11 protein-coding genes and 1 pseudogene are annotated in these 13,019 nt (G+C 61.1%); 2 read left to right on the forward strand and 10 right to left on the reverse strand.

Annotated features, from left to right (window positions below; translation table 11 throughout):
- Positions 1-522: 522 nt before the first annotated feature.
- The 10 genes from BLS95_RS42610 to BLS95_RS42645 form a co-directional block, all read right to left on the reverse strand.
- A complete protein-coding gene (locus tag BLS95_RS42610) occupies positions 523-756 on the reverse strand; it encodes a hypothetical protein (RefSeq protein ID WP_090945302.1) in 234 nt (77 codons plus the stop codon).
- 247 nt (positions 757-1,003) lie between these two features.
- A complete protein-coding gene (locus tag BLS95_RS54865; protein ID WP_143044103.1) occupies positions 1,004-1,360 on the reverse strand; it encodes a hypothetical protein in 357 nt (118 codons plus the stop codon).
- Positions 1,357-1,953 (reverse strand): hypothetical protein, encoded by a 597-nt coding sequence (locus BLS95_RS42615; RefSeq protein WP_090945303.1) that lies wholly within the window; start codon positions 1,951-1,953, stop codon positions 1,357-1,359. Before BLS95_RS42615 ends, BLS95_RS54865 begins: the two co-directional genes overlap by 4 nt.
- Before the next feature lie 695 nt (positions 1,954-2,648).
- On the reverse strand, positions 2,649-3,053 hold the full coding sequence (locus BLS95_RS42620) for a hypothetical protein (protein ID WP_090945304.1): 405 nt from the start codon (positions 3,051-3,053) through the stop codon (positions 2,649-2,651).
- Between the two features lie 1,322 nt (positions 3,054-4,375).
- Positions 4,376-5,089, reverse strand: coding sequence for a hypothetical protein (locus BLS95_RS54870; protein WP_143044104.1), 714 nt, complete (start codon positions 5,087-5,089; stop codon positions 4,376-4,378).
- A complete protein-coding gene (locus BLS95_RS54875) occupies positions 5,090-7,744 on the reverse strand; it encodes a S1 family peptidase (RefSeq protein WP_143044105.1) in 2,655 nt (884 codons plus the stop codon). It abuts the gene before it with no gap.
- Positions 7,710-8,087: a CU044_2847 family protein gene (locus BLS95_RS42630; RefSeq protein ID WP_143044106.1), complete on the reverse strand. Its 378-nt coding sequence runs from the start codon at positions 8,085-8,087 to the stop codon at positions 7,710-7,712. The genes BLS95_RS54875 and BLS95_RS42630 overlap by 35 nt, the downstream gene beginning before the upstream one ends.
- A gap of 232 nt (positions 8,088-8,319) precedes the next feature.
- Positions 8,320-8,508, reverse strand: coding sequence for a hypothetical protein (locus BLS95_RS42635; RefSeq protein WP_090945307.1), 189 nt, complete (start codon positions 8,506-8,508; stop codon positions 8,320-8,322).
- Positions 8,509-8,524: 16 nt separating this feature from the next.
- Positions 8,525-9,339 (reverse strand): IS5 family transposase gene (locus BLS95_RS42640; protein WP_090945308.1). Its coding sequence is split into 2 segments (ribosomal slippage): positions 8,525-8,985 and positions 8,985-9,339, totalling 816 coding nucleotides; the frame shifts between segments, so codons are not numbered across the junction.
- A gap of 66 nt (positions 9,340-9,405) precedes the next feature.
- A complete protein-coding gene (locus tag BLS95_RS42645; protein ID WP_090945309.1) occupies positions 9,406-9,585 on the reverse strand; it encodes a hypothetical protein in 180 nt (59 codons plus the stop codon).
- A 147-nt stretch (positions 9,586-9,732) separates the two neighbouring features.
- On the opposite strand from BLS95_RS42645, the pseudogene BLS95_RS42650 reads away from it, so the two are divergent.
- Both BLS95_RS42650 and BLS95_RS54880 read left to right on the forward strand, forming a co-directional pair.
- A pseudogene (locus tag BLS95_RS42650) lies at positions 9,733-10,167 on the forward strand (transposase); the annotation flags it as partial.
- Positions 10,168-10,487: 320 nt separating this feature from the next.
- Complete coding sequence (locus tag BLS95_RS54880) at positions 10,488-12,797, forward strand: hypothetical protein (protein WP_143044107.1); 2,310 nt, start codon at positions 10,488-10,490, stop codon at positions 12,795-12,797.
- Positions 12,798-13,019: the final 222 nt, after the last annotated feature.

Below are 13,019 nucleotides of genomic sequence, written 5' to 3' on the forward strand. Positions count from 1 at the left end.
GGCCACCGGCTGGTTCCTGCGCAACCCCGCCAACCTCGCCCCTGACGACCGCCGCCAGCTCCAGTCGCTCACCACCGCATGCCCCAGCTGGCGGCACTTCGGCTGCACGTGCGCCAGTCGGCCGAGATGATGTCGCACCGCCACGGCCAGAACCTGGATGACCGCAGTTCTAGGCGACGATCTGCCTGAGCTGCACTCCTCTGTCAGCGGGCTACGCCGGGACCAAGATGCCGTCACCGCTGGGCTCACTCTGCCTTACAGTCCGAGCCTGTCGAAGGGCACGTCAACCGGACCAAGATGCTCAAGCGACAGATGTACGGCCGTACAAATCCCGATCTCCTGCGCAAACGCATCCTGCTGACCGACTGATCAGAGTCCGAACACGAAAGTGCGCCTGATCCAGAATGCGGCCGTCGTTGACAGGCCGAACAGTCAGTCAGCACGCGCGGGGCTACGTAGCTTGCGTGTATCGGGTCGTCGAGAACCAGCGATTCGGGGGAGGTGCCCGACTCCTGGTGAGCGTCAACGGGTAACGCGCAGGGCCCACTCGACCGAGTCTGGGGCTTGGATGCGCATGGTCAGGGTCTTCCGCTGCCCGAGGTCAAGCCGGTTCATGATGGGGCTGATCAGGTCGTCGAGACAGGTGGAGGGCATGTTGATGCCCGGCTCCAGAATGATCTCCGCCTTGCCCTCTCCCCGGCAGTTGAAGAGCACCCAGAGTTCGTCCTTGCCGGGTGGGATGTCCCCGACGATCATTGATCCCGTCCTCGGCCCCGCCTTGAGTACGGTTTTCGTGCCCGCGTCCATGCCCGGCATGCGGAGCGGCACGCTTTTTGGCGAGGGTGGTGTGGTCACTGCGGTCTCGGTCGGGACGGCCGACGAGGTGGCGCCTCGCCGGTCCGGCACCGGATCCGTTGGAGGAGTAGTCGTGCAGGCCACTGCCAAGGAGACGACGGTGCAGAAAACCAGGAGAGGCGCTACCTGTCGAATCCTCATGTCGAGATCACCTTTGCTTGACGTACCAGCCGACGTGCCAGGGAGTCCACGCGGTCACTCGTCGCTGACCGCTCCGACCGCAGACCTGGTAGATGCCATTGGTCTTTTTACGCCACACGCCGTACGTGGCGGTCGTTGTTTTGCGTGGTGGGGTCGGGACTGCGATGCTGTTGCCCAGCGAGGCCGTCAGGCTTGCGGACAGGTTGACGCCCGTGGCCGCCTCGGCGCCCGCGATGAGCCTGTCTATCTTCAAGCTGCCGGAGACGTTCCAGGAGTCGGCTGGTACCACCCCCGATGCCGGCCCCCGCAACACGCCAGGCCTAATCGCTCGCGTCATTGCTTCCATGACCTCGCTCTCGATCACGGGGCAATGCGGTGATCCATGAACCGGTGTATTTGGATGGGCGTGCGGATCTCGACGGCGTGAGGAAGAATCCCTGCCTCATTGAACGTGTGCGCTGAGGAGGGACAGTTGGGGCGGCGGCCACGCGGGTGGGCCTCGGCGGTGTCCACGTGCCACACGCTGGCACGCAGTGATAGCGAATCCACCAGCCACAGTTGGTAGTTATCACGGTGTTGGGCCAAGTGGGTGATGTAGCGAGTGAGTACGGTTTCCGCGACCGTCTCGGCCGTATCGGCGGGGGTGATCCCATGGGAGTGCTCGCTGGGAGCTTGGTGCCAGCCTTTGGCGTGCTGGTCGGTGTATTCGATGAGATAAGCGAATTGGTCGGTAGTCTCGGGCGCGTTCGGCTTGCCGAGCTGTTCGGCCGCCTGCGCCGAGAGCCGAGCCCAGTCGGCGATGCCGGCGTACAGCGCCGCCTGCTGTCGGGTTTGCGGAGCGTCGTCGTTGTGGGTGGCGCTCATGTCCAGGTGCGGCATGTTGAGCAGGGCTGCCACCTGGTGAAGCTGGCGGGGAGAGACCAGGCGGTTCCGAGCGTCGGTGAGATCGTACGTCACGGCCTTCAGTGTGGGGGGTCGTCAAACGTCTGGTCAGTAGAAGATAAAAAGATCTTCCATGGCGGCTTCCAAGGCTGTGCGGTAGTGCTTCTGCGGCGGCCGGTTTCGCGGCACCGCAGACCGCGACAGCACCGGTAGATCCAGTCGTCCGTCTAGCCATCGGTCGGGAAACGCCGAGGCGCTGTACGGCGGCCGCTGTCATCCCAGGTCGTCGGCACGTCCAGCAGCACCACCGTCCACTTGGCCGGCTTGCCGCTGACCGGGAGCCGCCAGCATGTCCCACCCCCGTCGAACACCCCAAGACCGCAACCCGGCCGGCTCGGGCACGATCGGTGCCGCACGCAACCGCTGACTCTCCGCGGCCTACTCGGCGGCCAGGTTGAAGCCGCCCGCCGCCCCGGAGCCGAGCAGTCGCAGTACGCCGGCCAGCCTTCCCATGCCGTACTCGCCGACGAGCGGCATAGGCCTCGGGCACCACCGTGGTCGCCTCGACCCTCGCCGTCTGTCCGGCGACGTCGAAGGCGAGCGGCGTATGCGGAAAGGAGGCCGTTTCCGGAACATCCTCCAGCAACGGGTGGAGTGAACGTCGAGGCGTACGGGGGAGACACCGCGGGCAGGGCCTCCCTGAGGTCAGGCTGCCCCTCACCCCGCGGTGAGCATCTCCATCCTGGGCGCGTCGACGCCGCCACGTCTCATCAAGCGGTGTCGAGAGCCTCGGTGATCTTTCGGGCCATCTCGGCCATGGTGGGGCTGGGCTCGCCCTTCTGGGGCCGGGCGGCTGCGTCGATGGCGACGTTGACGGTGCGGCGGAAGTTGTCGGCCTCGGCCGGGTCCTGCTGCTTGAGCAGGCTGATGGATGTGGTCAGGGCGGGCAGTACCTGGTCGGCGAGTGCGGCTACGGTCTTGCCGTACTTCACCCCTTTGGGGGCCTTGGTGAGTACGTGCCCCACCAGGCCGGTCGCGGAGGTCAGGGCAATGGAGCCTTCGGCGGCGGCCTTGTGGGCCGAGCCGGCGGCGCCAGCGGCGGACATCAGTGAGACGGCGCCCCACGCGGCGATCCGCAGGGTCAGCTTGTCCTGGTCGGTGAGGGTGATCGACATGGTGTTGTGCTCCTTCGGACTGTTACGAGATTTGTCTTGAACGGACAGGTGCTGAACCGCTCATGCATCCACGATCGCCGACCACTCTGATACCGACCTGTCGCCCTCCTGATGCGGCCGCTGACACGACGACGCATGGTCAGCGCGAGGGCCGGCCGGCTGAGTCGAGGGCTATGGCGATCTTGGGGGCATCTCGGAGGGCGGAATCACCGTCGTTGTCGGTCACCAGCACCGGCGTGCACGGGCAGCGCACCGCCCAAGATCGACCAACGCCGGGATGGCCACTGGACGCGATCTGGGAGGTCGTATTTGGCTTGTGCCGCGGAGGTGACGCTGGAATGTACGCATGTATTTCGCACGATCAACGGCTGTAGTTGTCCGATGCCCGGGCGATCGTAGCCGGTTCCCAAAGGCCCGAATGACCCAGCATCAGGGTCTGACCTGGGGAAACGCCTCCAAGATCATCCCGCATATGTCCCTGATCATGGTCTTATGGCTGCACGCGGGCACCGTCGGCTGCCTATCAAGGTCCAAAGAGCAAGGACCTGCGGCTGAGAAACCGCAGGTCGCAGGACAGTGCCCCGGCAGGATGCGAACCTGCGGCACCCGCTTTAGGAGAGCGCGGGCGGAGAGACCAATCTATATGGAATGACCTGCTGAAACGCGGTGCTGGACGTATATGGGCCGCTTGATCATCCCGCGCATGTCCCCGAACGACGGACCACGGTCCGCCCACCTGCTGAGATCTGCATGAGTGAATGCAGAAGGCGCTCCAGTTCACCAGGCCGCCGACCTCGACCGATGATGCGTACCCGCTCGCCACCTGGACTACGGCCGTCTGCACTGCGCGGCCCCAGATCTGTGATTTGGCGGTCACACGTTTACCGTACGTGATAAAGTCGCAGAGTTATCGACTGCTTGGCGCGGGTCCTCTGTCGTCGGAAGTTCCGTTGTTGGATGAGGCGGTGGAGTACCTGGCGCCGTGATCCATTCGCACGGAATCGTCGGCGGCTGGAGTCCCAGCCCCTCAAGTCGCCGAATGGGCGGGGCACAGCGTGGCGGTGCTGCTGCGTGTTTACGCAAAGTGCATCGCCGGACAGGACGAGACCGTGAAGCGCCGAATCTCTATAGCTCTCCATGAATAAGCGGATCGTATCGGGGGGCCGATCTGCGCGCTGGGTCTCCGTGAGTAACCGTCTGCTGCAATTGCTCAGCTGCGCAGCGATACCACAATCCAGAAATGCACTTCAAGAGCCGATGACGGCACGCGGCGCCAGCCCTTTCATGCTCCTAGTGAGGCTAGATAGGAATCAATACGTAACTCACACGCCGCTGTTCTCGTCAGGCACGATGGGCCCTTCTCCCGAGCCGGTTACGGAGGGAAGCCCATATCGAGACGACAGCTTCTTATCTAATCGGTGGATTGCATCAAGCAGCGCATGCAACGCTTCTCGCGCAGCTTCGCGCGACTGCGTCTGTGCTGCGAGTTCGCCCCATGCTTGCATCAACGGTGCCCACCATTGTTCGGCCTCACTTAACCGATTGGCGAAGCGGTAGAATTTGTCGATGTCCAGCTCATCGCCCAGGCGACTTGGGTCGCGCTCCAGGAAATCGACCGCAAGTAGACTCGCATCGGAGTAGAGCGTGGTCTTGAGGTACTGTAAGTGATTGACACGGGCCTCGCTTGCCAGCAGTCGACGTAAGGTTTTCTCGTTTTGTTCATCGATGTGCAAAGCAACACGAGCCCTGCAGTCTCGGTAGAAACCGTCAGTGGAATCCGACGGCCTTCCGAGGCGCGCATTTATCGCGTCCTCCGCTTCGAGGATCTCAATCGCCAGCCATGACTGAGATTCCTCCCGGGCGGCCTGCAGGACTTCATGCCGTATAAGGCTATCCCGGTTGCAGTGGCCTTGGCGACCAGGGCGATATGTAATCTGGAAGTCGGCTTCGAAATAGAAACGACTGCCTTTGTAGGACGTAGTCGGCAGTGAGGCAGTGAACTCTATTTCGATCAGGGCGGCTTTGAAGAACGACATCTACGCAGATGGGTTGGCAGGACTAGTAGATTCGCTGTTAAGCGTCAACCTTGCGTGCATCCTTGAGCTAACATCCCCAACCACGTCCCGTGAGATCTCTTCTCCTGTCTTTGCCAGGGTACTACTGAAATTAAATATTGCCTGGATGGCGCCATGGTTCACAACCGCTTCCGTTATGCGGTCGATTGCTCTGCTGTACAGCTCGTCGCTGAGGGCGGCTTTCCTCAATAATGCAACCAGGGAAGCGCCAGCGCTTTGGCTTACATGCAAGTCCGAGATGGTTTCCGCAAGCATGCGGTTTATGTCCACGCCTACGGATTCAGGTGTAAGAAGCCACGGTATTCCATCAACCTCGAGATGCATGATGGCGATGAAAGCGAGCTTCGTGGATGTGGCCGAGGTTTCCATGGAGCGAGGTACGAACCATGGACGCGCCTCGCTGAGGAACCACTCTCTAGAGCTCTGGTCGCTTGCAGCATTCTGAAAGGCGTTCAGGACTCGTTCTTTAGCTCCAGGCCTAGATCTCGGTGCGTCTGCCACACGTCGGAGCCGCCTTAGCGCGATAGCACCTCTATCGGTAGGCAGCAACCTCTCTGCAACGTCGATTACGACATCTTGCATCTCTGGCTTCAACGCCCAGTCGTAGAGCAGTCGCTCACTGTGCCGCTGCATATGTGGGTCCTGAGCCGCATCATATAGAAGGCGACTCAAAACATCTGGCCGCTCCTGTTTGACACACACATCGGACAGGTAAGTCCTCATAAAGGCGACATCTTGGTTCTGTCGTATGAGCCTTGAGATCCATGTGCAGATAGCTTCGGTTCGTGTATTATCGAGTTTAATAAGGCTTATTAGCCAATCGGCCAATGGCTTACGGAGCTCTGTATAATTGTCCCAGACATAGTGGATGACCGCACTCTTAAGGCTTGGGCGGCGCAGGATAACGGTCTCGCCAGGACCAACTTCCGCAGTGGTCCTCCGTATGCGACCCCGAATCCCTGGCCCAGACAGGAGAGTGCCCACATCCACGGATGCTGTAGGTTGCGGCTTTGCGGCCTCTAGTCGCTCAAGGAGGCGGCGGCTATCCTCCTCCAATTGAGGAATTCGTACTGTATCGCGAAATGAAAGAGCGATTAGGAGGCAGCGATCAGACAACGCCAAGGGCCGCTGCTCTTCTGTCCGGATCTTGTAGAGGGCCTCGGCGCGGCGCCGGCGCGTTATCTGCGCCTGAACTGGCTCGTAGTCATCAAACAGCCTGTCTAGGAGCGCCACGTGATCGTCTAAGGCTTCGGCGATATACGCCCTAATGCCATCGGCGTCCTGATCCTTGACGACCTCGCGTGCGTCTAGGATATGTTCGACCGCTTGTGCTGCTTGTAGTGCGTTTAGTCCTTTGAGATGAGTAGTAATCTCTTCGGCTCGCACCACGTCCAGCAGTAATGGCGCTCGGACGCTGAGGTACTTCTCAACGAGTTCTTGAGAATTTGGGGCCTGGTTCAAAGTGACTACTGACACGCTGTCAGCGACCTTGGCCTTACTGCCGCGCCACAACTCATCGACGACGGCGATAATCAAGGTCGACTCGAGATTTTTGTAAGTGGAGGCAATTTCGCTCAAGCCCTTGACGAAGTGAGCCGAGGGCCTATCATGATCAGGGTGGTTTAGTTCAAGTAGGTATGCTCGCCGCGGCTGCACGGGAAGGGCCGCAATAGATGGCTCATTCCATTCATCCGGGTGCAGGAGTGTGATCTGTAAGTCGCTCTTAGTGTGCTGTGCGGCCAATTGCTGAATGAAGGTAGTGGAGCCGACGCCGGGCGGCGCCGAAACTATCGCGATATTCCCTTGCTCGATTGCTTGAACTGCGTCGTCCCAAGGCTCTGACCATTCGCTCGATTTGATGAAACATGGATCTTCCAATAGGTGATTACGATCTAGTGTGGTGCTTGAGAGCCATTTCGTGCGACTCGCCAACGCCGGCTGGCGTTCGATAGGTATAGAGACGATGCCGTGCAGTAAGGTCTCGAGATCTTCTGTCCGGCTGATCCAAACGCGTCCTGAAACCCACGCGTCCGATGAGTTGTAGCGGCTCGTGAGGACACCCACTAGCGCGCCGTCGTGTGCGCGTAGGACAGGGCATCCGCTCATGCCTGGCACTGCTCCGTCAGCTCGAGCGCGAGCAAGAACGATGCCGGATCCTGTCTGCTGCGCTATCCCCTCCCAAGTTCCCGTAGTTTGCTGATAGTCGTATTCAGCGACCCCATCCATCTCTGGCAGAGTGGCGAAACCTGTTATATGGATAGGCATATCAAGCTGTTGAACTTCCGACATGGCCATCAGTGTTATCGAGGAGTCGAGATAAGCGTCCGTTCGTAAGATGACTAGATCATGAACCTCATCGATGTTCGCAACATAAGCGAGTAAGGGTGCACCTCCTCTTAGCGGTCTGTACTTTATAGGTGACATCACATCCTGATAAGCGTCCTCGATGACGTGTAGCGCTGATACGATGTAACCGTTGGCGATCTGGAAGCAAGTGCCGATCGGCTGTTCCTCAGCGTCAAGTATGCATCCGAGGAAGTGAAGGTGAACCTCTCGTTGCTGTGCGCCAGTCGGCTCGCCTTTAAGCACTTTGTTGCTCCTGGCGAGAGGGATCATTACTCGTGACAGTATCGCCAGTATCCGGGCGCCCGTTCCCGTAAATGATCTTTATAGCTAGCGACGCTTCGGCGGCAGCGCTCGCAAAGATGATCTGTCCTTGAGTGGTAAACTTGACGCCGAACTGAATCTCAAGCTGATCGGGTCTGTGTGCGTGCGAGGCCAATTTCTCGCGCATGTCAATGATCTCGATCGCCATCTGCTCTATTACGCCCTGCGCTCGAACAAACATGTCGTTCAGGCGTTCTGTTACCTCTGCCCGACTCGATGTCTTTTGGGTCCCTGGGCCTGTGACAGCATCTACATAAACTATTATTCCGCCGATTTGACTTTCAACGAGCATGTTCCCTTCCTTTCGCTTATGAGGATGAGTTCCCAGAGTGTACATCATGCTCTGCGGGGGAGGGAGTGGCTGTTTTGTGCGGACATTTTATTCTGCATAAAATGGTACTTTTTTACTTGCTCAAAATACCCTCGGTTGTACATCCGCTGCGGGAAGGGGGTGCGGTTGGTCGGCTGATAGCTGGACAAGCGATCACGATGGCCATGCTGTGAGCCTCTGCTTAGGGCGTCAGTCAGCCGTCGGTCTCACCGTCGTGTTCGGCGGCGATCCGCGGCCGGGCCTGAGCGATGTAGAGCTTGACCCGCTGGTAAGAGTGGGCGAAGCCGTACTCGGCGACCAGTCGTTCATGGATCGTGGAGGCGGTGATGGCGCGCTCGGCGCGCAGCATCGCGTCGATCACGTGCACGTACGGTTCGACCACCTGGGGCTAAGAGCTGCTAACGCAATGAGGTGAGACGCCGCCAGCAGATGAGCGCGCAAGCCAGGCTGAGGAAGGCTTCGTGGATGTCGGCGCGGACCTCCCAGCGGATGCGCAGGCGGCGGAAGGCGTGCAGCAGGGCGAAGGTCTGCTCGACGACGTAGCGGTGTTTGCCGAGGCCGGAGCCGTGTGCAGTGCCACGGCGGGCGATCAGCGGGCGGATCTGCAGCTCACGTACGAGGCGCCGGTACTTGTCATGGTCGTAGCCGCGGTCGGCGAGTACCACGTCGGGGCGCTGGCGGGGGCGGCCGCGCTTGCCTCGTACCTTGGGGATGGCCTCTAGCAGGGGGATGAGCTGGGTGACGTCGTTGCGGTTGGCGCCGGTCAGGATGACGGCCAGTGGGATGCCGGTGGCCTCGGTGATCAGGTGGTGCTTGCTGCCGGCCCGTCCGCGATCGACCGGAGACGGGCCGGTCTGCGCCCCCCTTTTAGCGCCCTGATCTGCGAGGAGTCCACCGCAGCCCGGGAGAAGTCCAGCGCGTCGGCGGCGCGTAAGCGATCGAGCAGCACCTCATGCAGGCGCTGCCACACCCCGACGTTGTTCCACTCGGCCAGGCGCCGCCAGCAGGTCATGCCCGAGCCGTAGCCCAGCTCTTGCGGCAGATGCTCCCAAGCGATGCCGGTATGCAGCACGAACAAGATGCCCTGCAAGGCCAGCCGATCATCGAGCCGCTTGCGCCCCGGATGACGGAAACGCCGCTGACGCTGCGGCAACAGCGGCTCGATCACCGCCCACAGCTCGTCGCTGACCTCCCACGGCTTCTGCTTGGCCACCCGTGCTCCTCTCGCTCGACTACAGCGAGAGATCAAAGCACAACAAAGATCATTCTGTTAGGGCCTCTAAGTGCCCTTGCGCGAGGACGCCTTCGGCGGTGTGACAGGACCGTCCTGCTGCAGGTACTTCTTGACGGTCCGCCAGTCCAAGCCGGTGGCCTCGGCGATCTCTTTATAGGTGGCACCCGCCTGATGCAGGGCGCGGAAACGGCGTAGGTTCATCCAGGACTCCTGATCCAGGATCATGAGAGTTGTCATCCTTCGGGTTGTCTGCTTGGCCTGCCGACAATCCGAAGGATGATCAACTCTGTGGCGAGGAACGGGTCAACTCGCCGGAGCCTCACCTACATATGAGGTCGTACGACCACCGTCATGCGAGGTCGTACGCGGACACCCGGCGCCCAACTCCGCTTCACCGACCTCGACGGACACCGCTTCACCTGCTTCGTCACCGGCACCCCCGGCGGCCAGCTCGCCGACCTCGAATTGCGCCACCGCCGCCCCGCGAGAGCCGAAGACCGCATCCGCGCCGCCAAGGACACCGGCCTGCGCAACCTGCCTCTGCACGACTTCACCCAGAACCAGATCTGGCTCGAGATCGTCGCCTTGGCCTGCGAACTGCTCGCCTGGATGCAAATGCTCGCCCTGCACGGCACCGACGCCCGCCGCTACGAGCCCAAACGCCTGCGACTGCGCCTGCTCGCCGTCGCCGGCCGATTGGTGCACGGCGGCCGCCGCCTACGCCTCCGCATTCCGACACGATGGCCCTGGGCCAGCCAGCTCATCACCGCCCTGACCCGCCTGCACGCCCTGCCGGCACCAACCTGACCACCACCCAACCGCCCCCACGACCAGGAAAGGAGACCCGCGGGCCCGTGGAACCCCGCCCACCCGGCGCGACAGCCGGGCGACCACGCTGACCACAGCGAGGAAATCGACCTTCAGCCGAATGCCTCAGCCAACCAGCTCAAGGTCGAGAAAGATCGAGGCTAGAGGACGCGGACAACGTCGAGGGTGCCTTTCCCAGTCGGTCGTTCCTGGCGGGGGACGCCAGTCACCTCCGCGTCTGCGATGTCTTTATGTGACCGAAGCGGATGGATGAATGCGGTCAGGGTCGACGTGATCGGCAACGGTGTAGATTCAGCAACGTGGGCGAGGAGGGCTTCGCGTCTGGTATGCCGGGGTTGTGTTGCGAGTTGACGGAAGAGGGCGACGTGACTGCGGGGAAGAGATTGCTGAGCCCAGTGTTCGAACGTTTACTCGCGATGGGCTTCGCACACCTGAAGCCGTGCCCCGTAACGATCTTGATGGGGGATCCAGATTGGAGCGAGGATCCGCTCGCTCCACCCGAGGCGTGGGCAGTCATCCGGGAGCCGTCAGCGGAATTTATGGGCGTCAGGGCCAGTAGCCTCCTTGAGAAGGGCCCGATCCTGCTCATGCCGCCGTGGGAACGCCAGACAGAGACGCCATCATTGATAGATTCGCCATTAGCAAAGCGGGGTGGCCGTCGAGTCTTCTACGCCTACGAGAATGTGCTGCGCGACTGCAGGCCCGCTGGCACTGATAGCGTGATGGCTGTCTTGACCCCCTCAGAGCTGTGGACTTCGGATGCCCAGTGGGCAGCTAGCCTCAGACATGATCTGGAAGAACACTGGGATGTGCACTTCCTGCTCTACAGCTCCGGAGCGATCTCGGGGATCCATCACAACTTTGTGATTGCCGCCGCCTTCCTACGAGGTAAGAGCGTGCACCGTCCGCCTCTCAAGATTTTCCAGGCTCGGCGCGATGAAGAAGAATCGACCGTCGAAAAGGACTTCGAGACGCTGTTGACTCGAGGAGGCGGGCGTACCCGGTACGGGTATGTTATTCGCGATCTGCCGCCTCTCACAGAGCGTCTGGACTTCGACCGCCACGACCCTGTCGTGTTGCAGCAGCGTGCCGATCTAGCTGGCTTCGGCGGCCTGTGTGCTCTGGGCGATCTGTTCGTTACGGTTCCACATATCCACAGGGCAGCTAATGCGCGGCTGATCAGCTCTGAAGAGAAACCTGGTACGGTCCGGCTGGTGACGGGGCGCGACATTCAACGCGATGGCACGATCACGTCACCCGCCGACGAGGTCTGTTGGGTAGAGGCCGAGCCTGAGTACCTGCTCGAACCGGGTGATCTGGTCATCCGTGAGCTCTACGGCTACGGAGACCCGCACGGTTTTGTTGTCGCTGTGATGACAGAGCAGGACCTTCCAGCTGCCGCGTCCAATTCGACCGTTGTGCTACGCCCCCGTGCCAACGTTGATCAGCAACAAATTCGCTTTGCTGTCATGTTCCTGCGTACGCCGCTGGCCCGTACGTTGGCTGGTAGATCTGGGCACCATGTCATAGTTAGCAGGCTGACGGCTCTTCCAGTTCCTCAGCCCGACGAGGCTTTGACGCAGGCATTCAATGATCTGAACGCGGCCAGGTTGCAGCTTGAGAAGTGGCAGAAGGAAGCGGATTCTCTTTTGGAATCTGTGTTCACGTATGAGACAGCAGCTCAGGCCCGCTCGAAGATCATCGAGCAGGGTCGTGCGCTGCGGCTGCGCGTGGAAGCGGCAGCCCTTCTCGACGACCTGGGTCACACAGTGCGCACACGCTTTCCCTACCCGGTTGCCTATCGGTGGCGTGAGACCGAAGCCCGGATGAGCGCGCGAGATCTAGAAGCGGCCTACGGCGCCGTGCTCGATACAGCAGAGATCCTTCTCTGCTACACCGCCCAGGTCGCCCTCGCACTCGGCCGGGAGGCCGGGATCAGCTTTGGCGCAGTGACAGCGATCAGGGAGAAACTCGCCGGCGGTCGCAGCGGTCCCGGCTTCGGTGACTGGGCAGCAGTGCTGCACGAGGCCGCCTCCAGCCGTCAACTTCGCAGCCTGCCCGCCGAGCATCCCCTCCACGACATCCGCGGCCTTCTGGGCAGCCAGGAGGCCGCCGACGCACGCCAGCGTCTGAATGATCGCCGGAACGACCAGGCCCACCTGCGGCGCATCGACCTCGTCGACCTGCCTGCTGCTCTCCAGGGCGCCTTCGCTGAGCTGACCATCCTGGTAGAGCGGGCCCGGTTCCTCGCTGACTACTCGCTACTGCATGTCACCGACGTGCGCTGGGATTCGCTGCAGAAGACGGCTCAGGTGCATTACCGCGAACTAATGGGAGATCACCCAGTCGTCCCAACCAGATCTATGGTCTTACCCAGCAACGACCTGGAATCCGGCAGCTTGCACCTGCGTGATTCCGATCACCGACTTCATCTACTACGGCCCTTCCTGATAGGACAGGATTGTCCAGTCTGTCGGGCTTGGTCCACATTCCACGTTGATCGCGTCCCCAAGAGTGGTGTGCTCCTCAAGAGCCTCGAACATGGGCATGTCGTTCAGGAGGTCTCGCAAGGCACGACCGCGGTGCTGGAGAGTGTTGGCCTGCTGTGATCTCTAAGGCGGGCGAGGCCGAAACCTCGGCCCTGATTCTTGCTGTGATCCGGTGCTTGATGTCTTCGCGCGACAGGTTGGTGTGGCCAAGTCGCTTGCGTACGGGCGTAACGGTGGGTAATCGAGCCGTGATAACAAGAAGGATGCAGGGTTGAGTATGCCTCGCTCCACGGCCTTATGACCATTAGAGTGCTCCTCCACGAGTTTTCGAAGATCGCAGAA

Origin of the sequence: Nonomuraea jiangxiensis, assembly GCF_900099965.1 — a bacterium.
GTDB lineage: Bacteria > Actinomycetota > Actinomycetes > Streptosporangiales > Streptosporangiaceae > Nonomuraea > Nonomuraea jiangxiensis.

What these genes read in the sequence shown, in the direction of transcription:
- BLS95_RS42610 (WP_090945302.1), bottom strand. Translation starts at nt 756, where the DNA reads ATGATCGTCGGGGACATCCCACCCGGCAAGGACGAACTCTGGGTGCTC.
- BLS95_RS42620 (WP_090945304.1), bottom strand. Translation starts at nt 3,053, where the DNA reads ATGTCGATCACCCTCACCGACCAGGACAAGCTGACCCTGCGGATCGCC.
- BLS95_RS54870 (WP_143044104.1), bottom strand. Translation starts at nt 5,089, where the DNA reads ATGTCGTTCTTCAAAGCCGCCCTGATCGAAATAGAGTTCACTGCCTCA.
- BLS95_RS54875 (WP_143044105.1), bottom strand. Translation starts at nt 7,744, where the DNA reads ATGATCCCTCTCGCCAGGAGCAACAAAGTGCTTAAAGGCGAGCCGACT.
- BLS95_RS42630 (WP_143044106.1), bottom strand. Translation starts at nt 8,087, where the DNA reads ATGCTCGTTGAAAGTCAAATCGGCGGAATAATAGTTTATGTAGATGCT.
- BLS95_RS42645 (WP_090945309.1), bottom strand. Translation starts at nt 9,585, where the DNA reads ATGATCCTGGATCAGGAGTCCTGGATGAACCTACGCCGTTTCCGCGCC.